Source organism: Reyranella sp. CPCC 100927 (assembly GCF_007859315.1).
GTDB lineage: Bacteria > Pseudomonadota > Alphaproteobacteria > Reyranellales > Reyranellaceae > Vineibacter.
Genome location: NZ_VOHA01000001.1, coordinates 900,788 through 913,612, shown reverse-complemented (window position 1 = coordinate 913,612; position 12,825 = coordinate 900,788). Strand labels below are relative to the sequence as shown.

16 protein-coding genes are annotated in these 12,825 nt (G+C 67.4%); 11 read left to right on the top strand and 5 right to left on the bottom strand.

Annotation, left to right across the window (positions count from 1 at the left end; all coding sequences use genetic code 11):
- Positions 1 to 140: 140 nt before the first annotated feature.
- The 5 genes from FQU96_RS04130 to FQU96_RS04110 all read left to right on the top strand — a co-directional run bounded on the left by FQU96_RS04130 (position 141) and on the right by FQU96_RS04110 (position 4,752).
- Positions 141 to 734 (top strand): LysE family translocator, encoded by a 594-nt coding sequence (locus FQU96_RS04130; RefSeq protein WP_146539549.1) that lies wholly within the window; start codon positions 141 to 143, stop codon positions 732 to 734.
- Positions 735 to 867: 133 nt separating this feature from the next.
- Complete coding sequence (locus FQU96_RS04125; RefSeq protein WP_146539548.1) at positions 868 to 1,134, top strand: hypothetical protein; 267 nt, start codon at positions 868 to 870, stop codon at positions 1,132 to 1,134.
- A gap of 177 nt (positions 1,135 to 1,311) precedes the next feature.
- Positions 1,312 to 2,895, top strand: a complete 1,584-nt coding sequence (gene murJ / locus FQU96_RS04120) for a murein biosynthesis integral membrane protein MurJ (RefSeq protein ID WP_146539547.1) — start codon at positions 1,312 to 1,314, stop codon at positions 2,893 to 2,895.
- A gap of 79 nt (positions 2,896 to 2,974) precedes the next feature.
- Positions 2,975 to 4,306: a (Fe-S)-binding protein gene (locus tag FQU96_RS04115; RefSeq protein WP_146539546.1), complete on the top strand. Its 1,332-nt coding sequence runs from the start codon at positions 2,975 to 2,977 to the stop codon at positions 4,304 to 4,306.
- Between the two features lie 44 nt (positions 4,307 to 4,350).
- Positions 4,351 to 4,752, top strand: coding sequence for an MAPEG family protein (locus FQU96_RS04110; RefSeq protein WP_146539545.1), 402 nt, complete (start codon positions 4,351 to 4,353; stop codon positions 4,750 to 4,752).
- Here the strand turns inward: FQU96_RS04110 and FQU96_RS04105 are convergent.
- Positions 4,749 to 5,690 (bottom strand): succinylglutamate desuccinylase/aspartoacylase family protein, encoded by a 942-nt coding sequence (locus FQU96_RS04105; protein WP_146539544.1) that lies wholly within the window; start codon positions 5,688 to 5,690, stop codon positions 4,749 to 4,751. The two genes, FQU96_RS04110 and FQU96_RS04105, sit on opposite strands and share 4 nt — an antisense overlap.
- A gap of 242 nt (positions 5,691 to 5,932) precedes the next feature.
- On the opposite strand from FQU96_RS04105, the gene trpS reads away from it, so the two are divergent.
- Complete coding sequence (gene trpS / locus FQU96_RS04100) at positions 5,933 to 6,997, top strand: tryptophan--tRNA ligase (RefSeq protein WP_146539543.1); 1,065 nt, start codon at positions 5,933 to 5,935, stop codon at positions 6,995 to 6,997.
- A 186-nt stretch (positions 6,998 to 7,183) separates the two neighbouring features.
- Here trpS and FQU96_RS04095 read toward each other — a convergent pair whose 3' ends face one another.
- Genes FQU96_RS04095 through FQU96_RS04085 form a run of 3 tightly spaced genes read right to left on the bottom strand, consistent with a single transcriptional unit; the run spans position 7,184 to position 8,934 of the window.
- Positions 7,184 to 7,825, bottom strand: coding sequence for a glutathione S-transferase family protein (locus FQU96_RS04095; protein ID WP_146539542.1), 642 nt, complete (start codon positions 7,823 to 7,825; stop codon positions 7,184 to 7,186).
- A gap of 4 nt (positions 7,826 to 7,829) precedes the next feature.
- Positions 7,830 to 8,507 (bottom strand): glutathione S-transferase family protein, encoded by a 678-nt coding sequence (locus tag FQU96_RS04090; protein ID WP_146539541.1) that lies wholly within the window; start codon positions 8,505 to 8,507, stop codon positions 7,830 to 7,832.
- Positions 8,508 to 8,520: 13 nt separating this feature from the next.
- Positions 8,521 to 8,934, bottom strand: coding sequence for a GFA family protein (locus FQU96_RS04085; RefSeq protein ID WP_146539540.1), 414 nt, complete (start codon positions 8,932 to 8,934; stop codon positions 8,521 to 8,523).
- Between the two features lie 95 nt (positions 8,935 to 9,029).
- Between FQU96_RS04085 and FQU96_RS04080 the strand changes: the two genes are divergently transcribed.
- The 5 genes from FQU96_RS04080 (at position 9,030) to FQU96_RS04060 (ending at position 11,971) form a co-directional block, all read left to right on the top strand.
- Positions 9,030 to 9,941, top strand: coding sequence for a LysR substrate-binding domain-containing protein (locus FQU96_RS04080; protein ID WP_218574589.1), 912 nt, complete (start codon positions 9,030 to 9,032; stop codon positions 9,939 to 9,941).
- 44 nt (positions 9,942 to 9,985) lie between these two features.
- The gene (locus FQU96_RS04075) at positions 9,986 to 10,675 is read left to right on the top strand and encodes a YafY family protein (RefSeq protein ID WP_146539538.1); all 690 of its coding nucleotides are present in this window, start codon (positions 9,986 to 9,988) and stop codon (positions 10,673 to 10,675) included.
- A gap of 115 nt (positions 10,676 to 10,790) precedes the next feature.
- Entirely contained in the window at positions 10,791 to 11,150 is a 360-nt protein-coding gene (locus tag FQU96_RS04070; protein WP_218574588.1) for a DUF1127 domain-containing protein, read from the top strand.
- Between the two features lie 33 nt (positions 11,151 to 11,183).
- Positions 11,184 to 11,555 (top strand): VOC family protein, encoded by a 372-nt coding sequence (locus FQU96_RS04065; protein ID WP_146539537.1) that lies wholly within the window; start codon positions 11,184 to 11,186, stop codon positions 11,553 to 11,555.
- Positions 11,552 to 11,971, top strand: coding sequence for an EVE domain-containing protein (locus FQU96_RS04060; protein ID WP_146539536.1), 420 nt, complete (start codon positions 11,552 to 11,554; stop codon positions 11,969 to 11,971). The genes FQU96_RS04065 and FQU96_RS04060 overlap by 4 nt, the downstream gene beginning before the upstream one ends.
- Positions 11,972 to 11,974: 3 nt before the next feature.
- Here FQU96_RS04060 and FQU96_RS04055 read toward each other — a convergent pair whose 3' ends face one another.
- Positions 11,975 to 12,796 carry a helix-turn-helix domain-containing protein gene (locus tag FQU96_RS04055; RefSeq protein WP_178130303.1) on the bottom strand — a complete coding sequence of 274 codons (822 nt, stop codon included), beginning with the start codon at positions 12,794 to 12,796 and terminating at the stop codon, positions 11,975 to 11,977.
- Between the last annotated feature and the right edge of the window lie 29 nt (positions 12,797 to 12,825).

Genomic DNA, 12,825 nt, shown 5'->3' with positions numbered 1-12,825 from the left:
GCCGGTTTCGCACTGGCCGGGTTCCCGCACGGGGTGCGCGGCATACAGGAAGCTATCGGGCTGTGCAACGGGAGGTCGCCCCTCCCGCCCGCACAATCATTCAAGACGGCGACTGGACGCGGCGCTAGCGTGCGCGGGCGATGACGCTGGAGCAGGGCCTTTCCTTCCTTATTTTCTCGTTCGTGGCGGCCGTCACGCCGGGGCCCAGCAACGTCATGCTGACGGCCACCGGGGCGATGGTCGGCGTGGCGCGCGGCCTGCCCTGCCTGCTGGGCGTCGCCGTCGGCATGGGGGCGTTGCTGTTCGCGGCCGCGTTGGGGCTGGGACAGGTCGTGCTGGGCCATCCGCGCCTGATGCAGGTCTTGAACTGGGGCGGCGCCGCCTTCCTGCTGTGGCTGGCCTGGAAGATCGCCACCGCCGAGCCCGCATCGCAGGACACCAACCGCAAGGCGGTGGGTTTCGTCGAGGCCGCCACGTTCCAGTGGATCAATCCGAAATCCTGGATGGTGGGCGTCAGCGCGGCCGGGACATACCTGCAGACGACAAGCGACAGCGCGCTGCTCTATGCCGTCACCTTCGCTGCGATCTTCGTGGCGGCGGCGCTGCCCAGCAGCTTTCTGTGGCTGGCTTTCGGTGCCTCGATGCACCGGCTGCTGCGCAGCACACGCGCCGCCCGCATCTTCAACATCGTCATGGGCGTCAGCCTGGCCGCCTCGGTGGCGATGATCCTGTGATCGGCATTGAGTTTCAGGCACATTGAAACGTCTCGTCTTGTCAGGAGCGCGCCACTGCGGGCGCATTGGCGCGCGGCGCCAAACGAGCCGCGCCCTCCGCAAGACGACGTGTGAAATTCAGCGGGAGGTCCTGATGGCAAAGAAAACGGCTGCTGATCCGGCTCAGCACGACGACGAGCGCTCCGGGGACGCGGCATTCGACCATCTCAAGTCAGAACTTGCGCGCGGCTTTGCGGCTCCCGACGGTACTTTTTGCCGACTGGACGCCGACATGGTTTTTGACGCAACGCCGAGGTCACGGAAAGCAGACTCGGATGTGGAGAAGAGAAGGGTGGTGGCGGTGCTCCCGGCCCCTACGTCGCCGGGCGCCACCACGCAGAAGCCTAGGCGGCGACGGTGACGGCAATGTGAAGCTTCAGCGTCAGGGCGATGGCGGTTGCCGGCCGGACATGGCACAAGAAACGCAATGAAAATCCCCCTCTTGTGGTGTGAACCGCCATGTTGCCGCCATATGCAGTGTCACACTCTCGGCTGCCTGCCGATGTCCTGATATCGTTTTTTCTGCCCCAGGCCTGAGATGAGTTTCGCCCGCGCTGTCGCCACTGTCGGCGGCTTCACCATGCTCAGCCGCATCGCGGGCTTCGCCCGCGACATGGTGATGGCCGCCGTCGTCGGTGCCGGACCGGTGGCCGATGCGTTCTTCATTGCATTCAAGCTGCCCAATTTCTTTCGCCGCCTGTTCGCCGAGGGCGCTTTCGCGTCGGCCTTCGTGCCGCTGTTCGCCAAGGAGCTGCAATCGGGTGGCCGCGCATCGGCCATCGCTTTCGCGCGCGAGGCACAGGCGGCGCTGCTGGTGGTGCTGATACCGTTCACCGCTGTCCTGATCGCGCTGATGCCGTGGGTCATGCGGGCGCTGGCGCCGGGGCTGGCCGACGAGCCCGCGACCTTCGCGCTGGCCGTCGAGTTCGGCCGCATCACGTTTCCCTATCTGCTCTTCATCTCTCTGGTGGCGCTCTATGGCGGCGTGCTCAACAGCGTCGAGCATTTCGGCGAGGTCGCGGCGACGCCCATCCTGCTCAACCTGGCGCTGATCGCCGTGGTGCTGGGCCTGACGCCGGTGATGCCCAACGGCGGCTACGCCGCCGCGACCGGCGTCTTCATCGCCGGCCTGGTGCAGTTCCTGTGGCTGATCTGGGCGTGCCGGCGCGAAGGCGTCGGCGTCGGCCTGACCAAGCCCGTGCGCAGCGCGCGCGTGATGCGCCTGCTGACGCTGGCATTACCGACAGCCATTGCCGGCGGCGTGCAGCAGATCGGCACCATGCTCGACGTGGTGTGGGCCTCGTTTCTGCCGGCAGGCGCCATCTCGGCGCTGTGGTATGCCGATCGCGTGGCGCAGCTGCCGCTGGGCGTGGTCGGTGTCGCGATCAGCACGGCCTTGCTGCCCCTGCTGGCACGCCAACTGCGCGCCGGCGAAGACAACGCCGCGATGGCCAACCAGAATCGTGCCATCGAGTTCGCACTGCTGCTGGCACTGCCGGCGGCGCTGGCGCTGGCGGTGCTGGCCGAGCCCGTCGTACGCATCCTGTTTGAGCGCGGCAGCTTCGGAGCGGACGACACGCGCCGCGCCGCCACCGCGCTCGCCGCCTTCGCTGCCGGACTGCCGGCCTTCGTGCTGGTCAAGGCGCTGATCCCCGCCTTTTACGCGCGCGAAGATACCCGCACGCCGCTGGTCGCTGCGATCATTGCCATCATCGTCACCGTGGCGCTGAACGTGGCCTTCCTGATGGCGACCCGGCTCGAGCATGTCGGCATCGCGCTCGCCACATCGGCGTCGGGCTGGGTCAATGCGATCTTCCTGGGTGTCTCGCTGCGTGCCCGCGACCGGCTGACGCTCGACCCGCGTCTGCGCCGCAACCTGCCGCGGATCGTTCTGGCCACGGCCGCCATGACGATCGGGCTGTGGTTTGCGATCCGGTGGCTCGCCGTGCCGCTGCACCAGGGCACCTTGGTGGGCGGCCTGACGCTGGCTGGCGTCTGCCTGGTGGGCGTCTTGATCTACGGTGGTGCGTGCGCGCTGCTGGGCGTGCTGCGCCTGGCCGAGCTGCGCAGCTTGCTGCGCCGCCAGCCCGGTGTGAAACCGCTCGCATCGGACGGCGAATAACGGGATTGCAACAGCGGTGCATCGGCTGGCAGCCGATCCGCGCTATGCTACCGTCGGTGGTCCCGGCGAGGAAGCAGCCATGGACAACGCGGGTTTCGATGCCGCCTTCGCGCGGCGCGTCGATGACATGCTGGACGCCTGCACCCGATGCGGTGCCTGTTTCACGGCCTGTCCGATCACAGCCCCGGCCGGCATCGCCGATGCCGAGCCGCAGCGCGTGGTTGACGGCGTGCTGGATATCGTGCGGCTGGGAAGCGGCCCCGACGAGGCGCGCCGATGGGCCAGCACCTGCATTCTGAGCGGCGATTGCATCAAGGCTTGCGACTATGGCGTCAACCCGCGATTCCTGCTCGCGGTGGCGCGCGTCAAGATGGCCAAGGCCGCGGGCGACGATGCCGCCCAGCGCCGCGCCGGCGTCGAGTCTTTCCGGCGCATGAGCCAGGACGTCTCCGTGCTGTCACGCCTGCAGCTGAACGATGCGGCGCTGGAGCGCCTGGGCCAGCGGCCGAGCCAGACGCACGCCCTGCCCGATGCCGATCCACCGCTGCCGGATGTCGTCTTTTACACCGGCTGCAACGTGCTGAAGACACCGCACATCGCGCTGCTGTGCCTCGACATCCTCGACCGGCTCGGCGTCAGCTATCGCGTCATGGGTGGCCCGTCGCACTGCTGCGGCATCCTGCAGTTCCGCGCCGGCGACACCAACACGGCATCGCGCTTCGCCGCCAGCACGATCACCAAGCTGGCGCAGTCCGCATCGGGCCAGGTGATCTCGTGGTGTCCCAGCTGCTTCGTGCAGTTCAGCGAGAACATGCTGCCGACATTCGAGCGCGCCACCGGCGAACGGCCGTTCGACATGACGCCGTTCATGCTGTTCCTGCACCAGCACCTCGATCGCCTGCGGCCGCTGCTGTGCCAGCCCGTGCCGCTGCGCGTGGCCCTGCACAAGCATGCCGGGGTCGCCGGCGTGGCCGACGCCGCCGCGGCCATCCTGCGCACGGTTCCCGGCGTCGAACTGGTCGATCTGGCGCAGCCCACGGTCGGCCTGCAGTCGGCGCAGCTGGCGTCGCTGCCGGCCTACAAGCGGCAACTTCAGCTGGCCGAGTTGGAGGCGGCGCAGGCCGCCGGTGTCGATGCGTTGGCGGCGGTCTATCACTCCGACCATCGTGATCTCTGTGCCCATGAACGCGACTGGCCGTTCCGCATCGTCAACCTGCTGGAGATCGTCGGCCAGAGCATGGGCATCGCGCACGAGGATCAGTACAAGCACCTCAAGGTGATGCAGGATGCCGACGCCATTGTCGCCGAGTGCGGCGATCTGCTGACGCATCACGGCATCGACACCGACCTTGCCCGCAAGATCGTCGTCAAGGGAATGCTGGAGGATCAACCGCTGCCGTTGCGCGGATAAGTCTGCGTGCAACACCTGCCTCAGAGTGCGCCGGAAGGACCGCCATGCCGCATTACACCGCGATCGTCACGCTGCTGGCCATCGCCTGGTATTTCTTTCTCGCGACGCGCGTTGCTGGCGCCCGCGGCCGGTTCAACGTCAAGCTTCCGGCGACCAGCGGCCATCCTGATTTCGACCGGATCTTCCGCGTGCATCAGAACACGCTCGAATGGATGCCGACGTTCCTGGTTCCGTTGTGGCTTTGCGCCATCTATTGGAGCGACATTGCCGCGGCGGCAGTCGGCCTCGCCTGGATCATAGGCCGCGTCGTCTATTTCGCCGGCTACAGCAAGGCAACAGAGAAACGCTTGCCGGGCTTCCTCATTCAAACGTCGGCATGCCTCCTGCTGTTCCTTGGCGCAGCCGCCGGCATTGTCATGCGCCTCGCCGGATTCTCGTCGTTCTAGGAAACGCGGCCGAGACGCACGATGGTCACGCCCGGCTTGACGGCGTGGTTCGACGGCATGACCAGCACGCAATCGTCGTAGGGCGTCACGAACGGCACGTCGTCGTCGTGGCCCAGGACAGTGCCGGCGCGCGGCACGGTGTCCTGGCCATTGTAGCGCTGCGTGAACGTGAAGTTGCCGTTCTTGGTGGCGATCGCGTGCGTCACTTCCACGACGCGCTGCGTGTCGGGCGTCGGCTGCCGCCACCCGGCCGGCAGATCCGCCGCGTCGACGACGCCGGTCAAGGCAAGGAAACGCGCCGTGACGTCCTTGGCCACGACCACCGACGAGGCACGCCAGTGCTGGCCCGTCTCGATCAGCAGTGCCGCCTTCGGACTGGCCGGGTCGCCGAAGCCGCCATAGTCGCGCATGCGACGACCTGACGGGTGACCTTTGTCGCGGATGATGTCGATAGGGGTGCCCACTTTCTGCGCGAACGCCACCCCCTTCTCCAGCGGGCCCGCCAGCATCAGGGGCACACAGTCGTCATGCATGGAATGCAGGTCCAGCAGCATGTCGGCGCGCTCGACGAAGGGGCGCAGCAGGCGCGCGCGGCGCAGCTCGACGGTGTCGCCCGGCTGGTCGAGGCGCGACCATACGCGGTTGAAGTCCTCGTTGACCATGCGCGACTTGAACGGATGGTCCTTGTTGAAGGAGAAGTACGCCTCGACATTGGCGAAGCTCAGGATCAGCGCGCCACGCCGTGGCCGCAGGCCGGCATCCAGCAGCGCATCGACCACGATCGCACCGGAGACCTCGTTGCCGTGGGTGAGCGCATTCACCATCACCGTGGGCCCGGGCGCGCCGCTTTCGAACACGTAGACAAACTCGGTGCCGCTATTGCCCGCCCGCCACCGCGTGATGTCGGGGAAATCGAACTCGATCGGAACGTCAGCCATGCCGCGGTCTCCTTGGGGGCGCCAGCATAACCGCTGTCATTGCGAGCGCAGCGAGGAATCTTTCGGGTCCCGGGCAGGTGTCCCGATCGAAAAGATTCCTCGCTGTGCTCGGAATGACAGAAGGCCCCGGCTTGACCGGACCGGCGTCTTCGGCGATATCGCGCCGCCGCCCGCTCCACCAGGGCGGTGCGCGGGCGTCCACAGCGCCGTGCCCACGTATGTTCTGACGGGAGTCCATATCCATGCCTGACGCCAGCAGCGCGGCATCCAACCCGCATCTCGACGCCTACACGGCGCGTGGCCTGAAGGGCCGCATCTTCTCCGGCGTGCAGCCGACCGGCAACCTTCACCTGGGCAATTACCTGGGCGCCATCCGCAATTTCGTGCGCCTGCAGGGTCACTACGACTGCCTGTTCTGCGTCGTCGACCAGCATGCCATCACCCAGTGGCAGGACCCCAAGGAGCTGACCCAGCAGACGCGCGAGATCGCCGCCGCGTTCCTCGCCGCCGGGCTGGATGCCAAGAACAACATCATCTTCAATCAGTCCACCGTGGCGGCGCATGCCCAGCTGGCCTGGATCTTCAATTGCGTGGCGCGCATCGGCTGGATGAACCGCATGACGCAGTTCAAGGAGAAGAGCGGCAAGGACCGCGAGAACGCCTCGCTGGGCCTGCTCGCCTATCCCTCGCTGATGGCGGCCGACATCCTGCTCTACAAGGCAACCCACGTGCCGGTGGGCGAGGACCAGAAGCAGCATCTGGAGCTGACGCGCGACATCGCCATCAAGTTCAACAACGATTTCGCCGTGCCGGACTTCTTCCCGATCGCCGAGCCGCTGATCTTCGGCGCCGCCACGCGCGTGATGAGCCTGCGCGACGGCACCAAGAAGATGAGCAAGTCGGATCCCTCCGACTATTCGCGCATCAATCTCACCGACGACGCCGACGCCATCACCCAGAAAATCCGCAAGGCCAAGACCGACCCGCTGCCGATGCCGGAGAGCGAGGCCGATGCCGAGAAGCGGCCGGAAGCCGACAACCTGCTGGGCATCTATGCGGCCATCGCCGACAAGGAAAAGGCCGATGTCGTGCGCGAGTTCGCCGGTCAGCAGTTCTCGGCGTTCAAGAACGCACTCACCGATCTGGCAGTCGCCAAGATCGGCCCGATCGGCAGCGAAATGCAGCGGCTGGTGAAGGATCCCGGCCACGTCGACGCCGTGCTGCGCGACGGCGCCGAGCGCGCCAACGCACTGGCGCGACCGATCCTCGACGAGGTCTACCGCGTCGTGGGCTTCCTGAAGCCGTAACGTTCTCTCCTCTCCCGCAAGCGGGAGAGGAAGGGGCCCGTCGTGCGCAGCACGATGGAAGGTGAGGGATCAAGCACGCGGCGCTGTATCCTTGGGCCCTCACCTCGGCGTATCGGCCGACGGCCGATACGCCTGACCGGGCGCTGCGCGCCCGTCGACCTCTCCCGCTTGCGGGAGAGGTGAAGATCACCAATCCGAGCGCGACAGCGCCTCGGCGGCGACGGCGCGCTGCACGGCGGGACGGTCCCAGAGGCGCGCGACGACGGCGCTCCACGCCGGGTACTGCCTGTGCATGTCGAGCCCGAGGCGCTTGCCCCAGCGAAACAGCACGAAGGGAAACGGATCGGCCGCCGAATAGCCCGGGCCGGCGGCAAAGCCGCGCTCGGCATAGGCCGCTTCGATCTCGCCGAAATAGCGCGCCACCGCAGCACGGCCATGGGCTTCCAGCGCCGCGGCGTGGTCGGTGCCGGCGGCGAAGCGTTCGGGCCGCCAGATGCCGGCGAAGGCGACATGCACGGTGCTGGAGAGCCACACCAGCATCTCCAGGCAGCGCGCCCGCGCCTGTGGCGCTTGCGGCAGCAGTCCCGCCTGGGGGTACTGCAGGGCGAGATACGACATGATCGCCGCGTTCTCCGTCAGCAGGAACCCGTCGATGAAGAGTGCCGGAATGCGACCGCGCGGGTTGACGGCGACATAGTCGGCATTCTCGAGCAGACGCTTGCCGCGCGCGTCGGCGAGGCGCAGTTCGAACGGAACGCCGACTTCATGCAGCATGATGTGCGGCGCGAGCGAGCACGCGCCGGGCGAATGGTAGAGTGCCGTCGTCATCGTCTCATCCCGCCGCCACTTGAGGTTCCTGGGGGAGCAGTCCTTCCTGCTGCAAGGCACGCTGAACGGCGGGGCGTTGCAGCAGGCGTCGCGTCAGGCGACCCCACGCCGGATAGGCCGTCATGTCAACGTCGATGCGCTCGCCCCAGCGATGGAAGACGAACAGGAACGGATCGACGATGCTGTAGGCATCCGGCACTGCCCAGGTCCGGCCATCGGCCAGGATCTGCTCGATATAGGCGTACTGTTCGCGCACGGCTTGCTGGCCCTTGGCAATGACGGGCGGCTCGTCGGCCGGGTCGGCGACAAAGCGCGCGGCACGCCAGATCTGGCCGTAGGACATCGCATGCACGTTGCTCGACAGCCAGTTCAGCCATTCCAGGCAACGGGCCTCGCCGATCGGTGATGCCGGCAGCAGGCCAGCCTGCGGATGGCTGCGCGCCAGATAGAGCAGGATCGCCGGCGCCTCGGTCAGCACGCCGGCCGGGCCCATGCCGCTGCCCGCGACGCCGTGCAGCACCGGCACCCGGCCCTTGGGATTGACGGCGCGGAATTCGGCGGACTGGGTCGTGCCGTCGCGTACCGAGGCGAGTTCAAGACGATAGGCCGCGCCGATCTCCTCCAGCACGATGTGCGGCGCCAGCGAGCAGGCATTGGGGGAGTAGTACAGGGTCAAAGTCATCGCTGATCTCCGATCAGGCAGCTGGCGATGTCGGAACGAAGCCTTCCGGCAGCTCGGGCAGATCGTGTTTCGGGTCGTACCAGGACGCGCTGTCCGATCGCCAGATGTGGCAGCGTGGCCGGTCCGACAGCGGGGTATCGAGGCATCCCAGCCGCAACAGGACGGTTGCCCTGGTGACCCGGTCGGCCAGGATCTGCGAACCGCATTGGGAGCAGAATCGCCTGAACTTGCCGGGAGACGATTCATAGGCGCGCAGCAGCGCCTCGCCCCGCGTCCAACGGAACTTGTCGCGGGGAACCTCGCAGACGCTGGAGAAGGCGCTGCCATGTGCCTTGCGGCACGTCGCGCAATGGCAGTGCACGATCGGTCCTGCCGGCGCATCGACTTCATAGGACACGCTTCCACAGAGACAGCTTCCGGTGAGCATGACCATCCCTCCTGCCACCGCTACGTAGGTGCCGCGGATTGCGCATGCCAGCGATGTTCATGAACCTTGCCGGTAAGATTTGCTAACATATGGACATGCCCCGGCACCTGCCTTCCCTGGAAACCCTGCGCCTGTTCGAGGCGGCGGCACGCCATCAGAGCTACACGCGCGCCGGCGAGGAGCTGGGCCTGACACATGCCGCCGTCAGCCAGCGGCTGGCGGCGCTGCGCACCCTGGTCGGCTATCCGCTGTTCGTGCGCGACGGGCGGCGCATGGTGCCGACGCCGGAAGCCCGGCGCCTGCTGCCCGGCACACGCCAGGCCCTGCAGCTGGTGGATTCGATCTACGGCCAGCGCGTCCGGCGCCCCCCGTCGGGCGCCCGGCCGCTGGCGCTCAGCGCCACGCCGTCGTTCGCGTCACGCTGGCTGGCGCCGCGCCTGGGCCATTTCGCGGCGGCGCATCCCGAGATCGAGCTGGAATTGCGGCCGTCGGCCGACGTGATCGACCTGCGCCGGACCGGAGTCGATGTCGCCGTTCGCTACGGGCCGGGCCAATGGCCGGGCCTGTCATCGGTGCATCTGGCCGACGAAACGGTCTTCCCGGTCGCCAGCCCAGCCTACCAGCGGCGCCTGCGGCTGCGCCGGCCACAGGACCTGTCACGCGCCGTCCTGATCCGGCACCACCTGCAACCCTGGGAGCCGTGGCTACACGAGGCCGGTTGCGAGTTGGTGCGACCGCCGAGCGGTCCGTTGGTCGCCGATACCGGCCTGACCCTGGATATCGCCGTCGCCGGCGGCGGCGTCGCGCTGGGCCGGCAGTTGCTGGCCGATGCCGACCTGCGGGCCGGCCGCCTGGTGCGCCTGTTCGATGTGTCGATCCGCGACACCTACGCCTATCACCTGGTCTGGCTGCCGCAATCACCGATGGCCGATGCCATCGCCAAGTTCCGGCGCTGGCTGCAGGGTGAACTGCGCGCCGGCGGCCGACGACGACGTGACAGCCCATGAGCCGCCGATGGTAGTATCGCCACCCCTTCGCTGATCCGATTGCTGTGTCCCGCTCCACGCGCCTTTTCGATCTGCTCCAAGCCCTGCGCCGCCGGCGGCGGCCGGTGACGGCTGCCGTGCTGGCTGCCGAGTTGAGTGTCTCGGAGCGCACCATCTATCGCGACATCGCCACGCTGGGCGGTCAGGGCGCCCCGATCGACGGCGAAGCCGGCCTGGGTTACGTCCTGCGGCCGGGTTTCATGCTGCCGCCGCTGATGTTCGGCGACGACGAGATCGAGGCCTTGGTGCTGGGCCTGCGGCTGGTGGCGCAACGCGCCGACGCGCCGCTGGCGACCGCCGCGGCCGATGTGCTGGCCAAGGTCACCGCCGTGCTGCCGCCGGCATTGCGCGACAAGGCAGAGAACGCTGCCCTGATTGCCGGTGCCACCCGCGCGCCGCAGGTGACGACCGATGTTGCCATGCTACGGCGCACCATCCGGGCTGAGTGCAAGCTGCGGATCTCCTACGCGGACGCCGAGGGCAAGGGCACGGAGCGCACGATCTGGCCGATCGCGATTGCCTTCTTCGACAAGGCCCAGGTTGTTGCCGCCTGGTGCGAAACACGCCAGGACTTCCGACACTTCCGCACCGACCGGATCCTTCATGCGCATCCCACGGATGAGCGCTATCCGCGGCGGCGCACCATGCTGGTGTCGGAGTGGCGCAAACGCGAGAGCATTCCCGAACAGATCTGATTTCAGCCAGATCTCGCAGCCACGGGCATATTTCTGTCACGCCGGCTGCGATCACTCCTGACGAAAACTGACAGCCCTTTCGACGATGCTCCCGAGCCTAGCGAAGGAGATCATCATGTCCATGCTGCAACGACTGGAAATCACCGACCAGCTGATGTCGCGCAGCGATGCGATCGACGCGCGCGTGCACGGCGAAACGCAGCAGCGAAACGCCCGGCAGCGCCCGCTGCTGCAGGCATTGACCGCGATGTGGCACCTGTGGCGCGAGCGTCGCGCTGCGCGACAAGCGTTGGCCAGCGTCGATGCGCGCACCCTGCGCGACATCGGTATCTCACCCGAATGCGTCGCTTTCGAACTGTCACGGTGGTCCTGGCGGCCGCTGCTGGACTGGCATGCCGCCCGCTACACGCACGGGATGGATATTCCCCGCGGAGATGGCATGGACAGCAACCGCCGTCGACACCCGCGTGGCTAGCCGAGCTCCGGCACGAAATCCACAGAGGGCGTGATGTCGGATCCCAGCTTCATCATCCTGTATGTCGACAACCCGCCCACCAGCGCCGGCTTCTACACCGGGCTGTTGGGCAAGGCGCCGATCGAGGCGTCGCCGACCTTCGCCATGTTCGCGCTCGATACCGGCGTCATGCTGGGATTGTGGTCGCGCCACACGGTCGAGCCCTCGGCAACAGCCGCCGCCGGCAGCGGCGAGATCGCGTTCGTGGTGGCCGATGCAGACGCGGTGCGCAGCACCCACGCCGATTGGACACTACGCGGGCTGACGATCGCCCAGGCGCCGACCGACCTCGATTTCGGGCACACGTTCGTTGCGCTCGATCCGGACGGCCATCGGCTGCGGGTCTTCGCACCGACCGCGCCATGATCCGCAGTTGGATTGCCGTGGCATGCGCCGAGCACGTGCGTCGCGGCGTTGCTGGCGGCTTCATGCAGGTGAGCCACGGCAAAGCGGCGCCATTGCGCCGCCTCACGCCTGGCGATCGCATCGCCTACTATTCGTCCAGCGAGACGATGGACAGCCGTGATCGGCTGCAGAGCTTCACCGCCATCGGCGTCATACAGGCGGGCGACATCGAGCAGGCCGACATGGGCGGCGGCTTTCAGCCGTTCCGGCGACGCGTCCGTTACCTCAGGGCACAGCCGGCACCGATCCGTCCGCTGCTGGACCGGCCGGGCTTTGCCCTGGCCGGTCCCGGCTGGGGCGGGCGCCTGCGCTTCGGTCTGGTGCCCATCGACGAGGCGAGCATGGATGCGATCGGCCAGGCCATGGGCGTTCGCTGACGATCACCGCTGCAGGGTATCGCGCAGCGCCGCGATGTCGTCGATGTGTTCCGAATCGTGGGTGACCATCGCGTCGACGACGTCATCGATCGTCATGTCGCCGACACCGTCCATGTGCCCCTTGCGCATGCGGTCGGTCGTCGACAGCCCACGCAGGCGCTCGAGGATGCGGCCACGGCCGTCGACGAACGCGGCGCAGGCGGCCGCAAGATCCTGCCGCTGGTAGTCACCGGCCACCGCCAGTGCGTCACCGTCGAGATCGTGCAGCGCCGGCAGATCCAAGGTCAGGATCCGCTCGATGCGTTCGCGATAGCCGCCGTGATCGATGTCGCGCAGGTGACAGACGTGCTCAACAAGGCTGAACGCGCCCGGCTTCGGCCGGGTCGTCCAGGCGCTCTGGGGAATCGCCGCAACGAACGCCTTGAGCTGGCCCGGCATGCGGGCAGCCGACGCCATCTTGACGGCGAAACCATCCCCCTCGATGCGGACCAGGTCCTCGATGCGGCACCCGAGGTTGCGCGCCAGGTGCGCCATGACCTCGATCGTGCCGGCCCGCTCGCCGGTCTCGATCTGGGTCAGGTAGGCACGGCTGATGCCCGTGAGCAGCGCCAACTGCGCCTGGCTGAAACCACGGGCTTCGCGCCAGGCGCGCAGCGGCGACACGCCGTCCGCCACCCGGCGGGTGACCTCCGGCGATACCTGGTCCCCGCGATCGTGGGCTGGCGCCTGGCGCAGCAGCGCCTGGTAGTGGTTCCAGTCGAGTACCGCGTGCTGCGGCGCACCATCACGATCGCGCAGAACCGTGACTGATTTCTCGGTGTCCATGCAGGTCATCGATATGTTGCAATAAGCAA

What these genes read in the sequence shown, in the direction of transcription:
- FQU96_RS04130 (WP_146539549.1), top strand. Translation starts at nt 141, where the DNA reads ATGACGCTGGAGCAGGGCCTTTCCTTCCTTATTTTCTCGTTCGTGGCG.
- FQU96_RS04125 (WP_146539548.1), top strand. Translation starts at nt 868, where the DNA reads ATGGCAAAGAAAACGGCTGCTGATCCGGCTCAGCACGACGACGAGCGC.
- murJ (WP_146539547.1), top strand. Translation starts at nt 1,312, where the DNA reads ATGAGTTTCGCCCGCGCTGTCGCCACTGTCGGCGGCTTCACCATGCTC.
- FQU96_RS04115 (WP_146539546.1), top strand. Translation starts at nt 2,975, where the DNA reads ATGGACAACGCGGGTTTCGATGCCGCCTTCGCGCGGCGCGTCGATGAC.
- FQU96_RS04110 (WP_146539545.1), top strand. Translation starts at nt 4,351, where the DNA reads ATGCCGCATTACACCGCGATCGTCACGCTGCTGGCCATCGCCTGGTAT.
- FQU96_RS04105 (WP_146539544.1), bottom strand. Translation starts at nt 5,690, where the DNA reads ATGGCTGACGTTCCGATCGAGTTCGATTTCCCCGACATCACGCGGTGG.
- trpS (WP_146539543.1), top strand. Translation starts at nt 5,933, where the DNA reads ATGCCTGACGCCAGCAGCGCGGCATCCAACCCGCATCTCGACGCCTAC.
- FQU96_RS04095 (WP_146539542.1), bottom strand. Translation starts at nt 7,825, where the DNA reads ATGACGACGGCACTCTACCATTCGCCCGGCGCGTGCTCGCTCGCGCCG.
- FQU96_RS04090 (WP_146539541.1), bottom strand. Translation starts at nt 8,507, where the DNA reads ATGACTTTGACCCTGTACTACTCCCCCAATGCCTGCTCGCTGGCGCCG.
- FQU96_RS04085 (WP_146539540.1), bottom strand. Translation starts at nt 8,934, where the DNA reads ATGCTCACCGGAAGCTGTCTCTGTGGAAGCGTGTCCTATGAAGTCGAT.
- FQU96_RS04080 (WP_218574589.1), top strand. Translation starts at nt 9,030, where the DNA reads ATGCCCCGGCACCTGCCTTCCCTGGAAACCCTGCGCCTGTTCGAGGCG.
- FQU96_RS04070 (WP_218574588.1), top strand. Translation starts at nt 10,791, where the DNA reads ATGTCCATGCTGCAACGACTGGAAATCACCGACCAGCTGATGTCGCGC.
- FQU96_RS04065 (WP_146539537.1), top strand. Translation starts at nt 11,184, where the DNA reads ATGTCGGATCCCAGCTTCATCATCCTGTATGTCGACAACCCGCCCACC.
- FQU96_RS04060 (WP_146539536.1), top strand. Translation starts at nt 11,552, where the DNA reads ATGATCCGCAGTTGGATTGCCGTGGCATGCGCCGAGCACGTGCGTCGC.
- FQU96_RS04055 (WP_178130303.1), bottom strand. Translation starts at nt 12,796, where the DNA reads ATGGACACCGAGAAATCAGTCACGGTTCTGCGCGATCGTGATGGTGCG.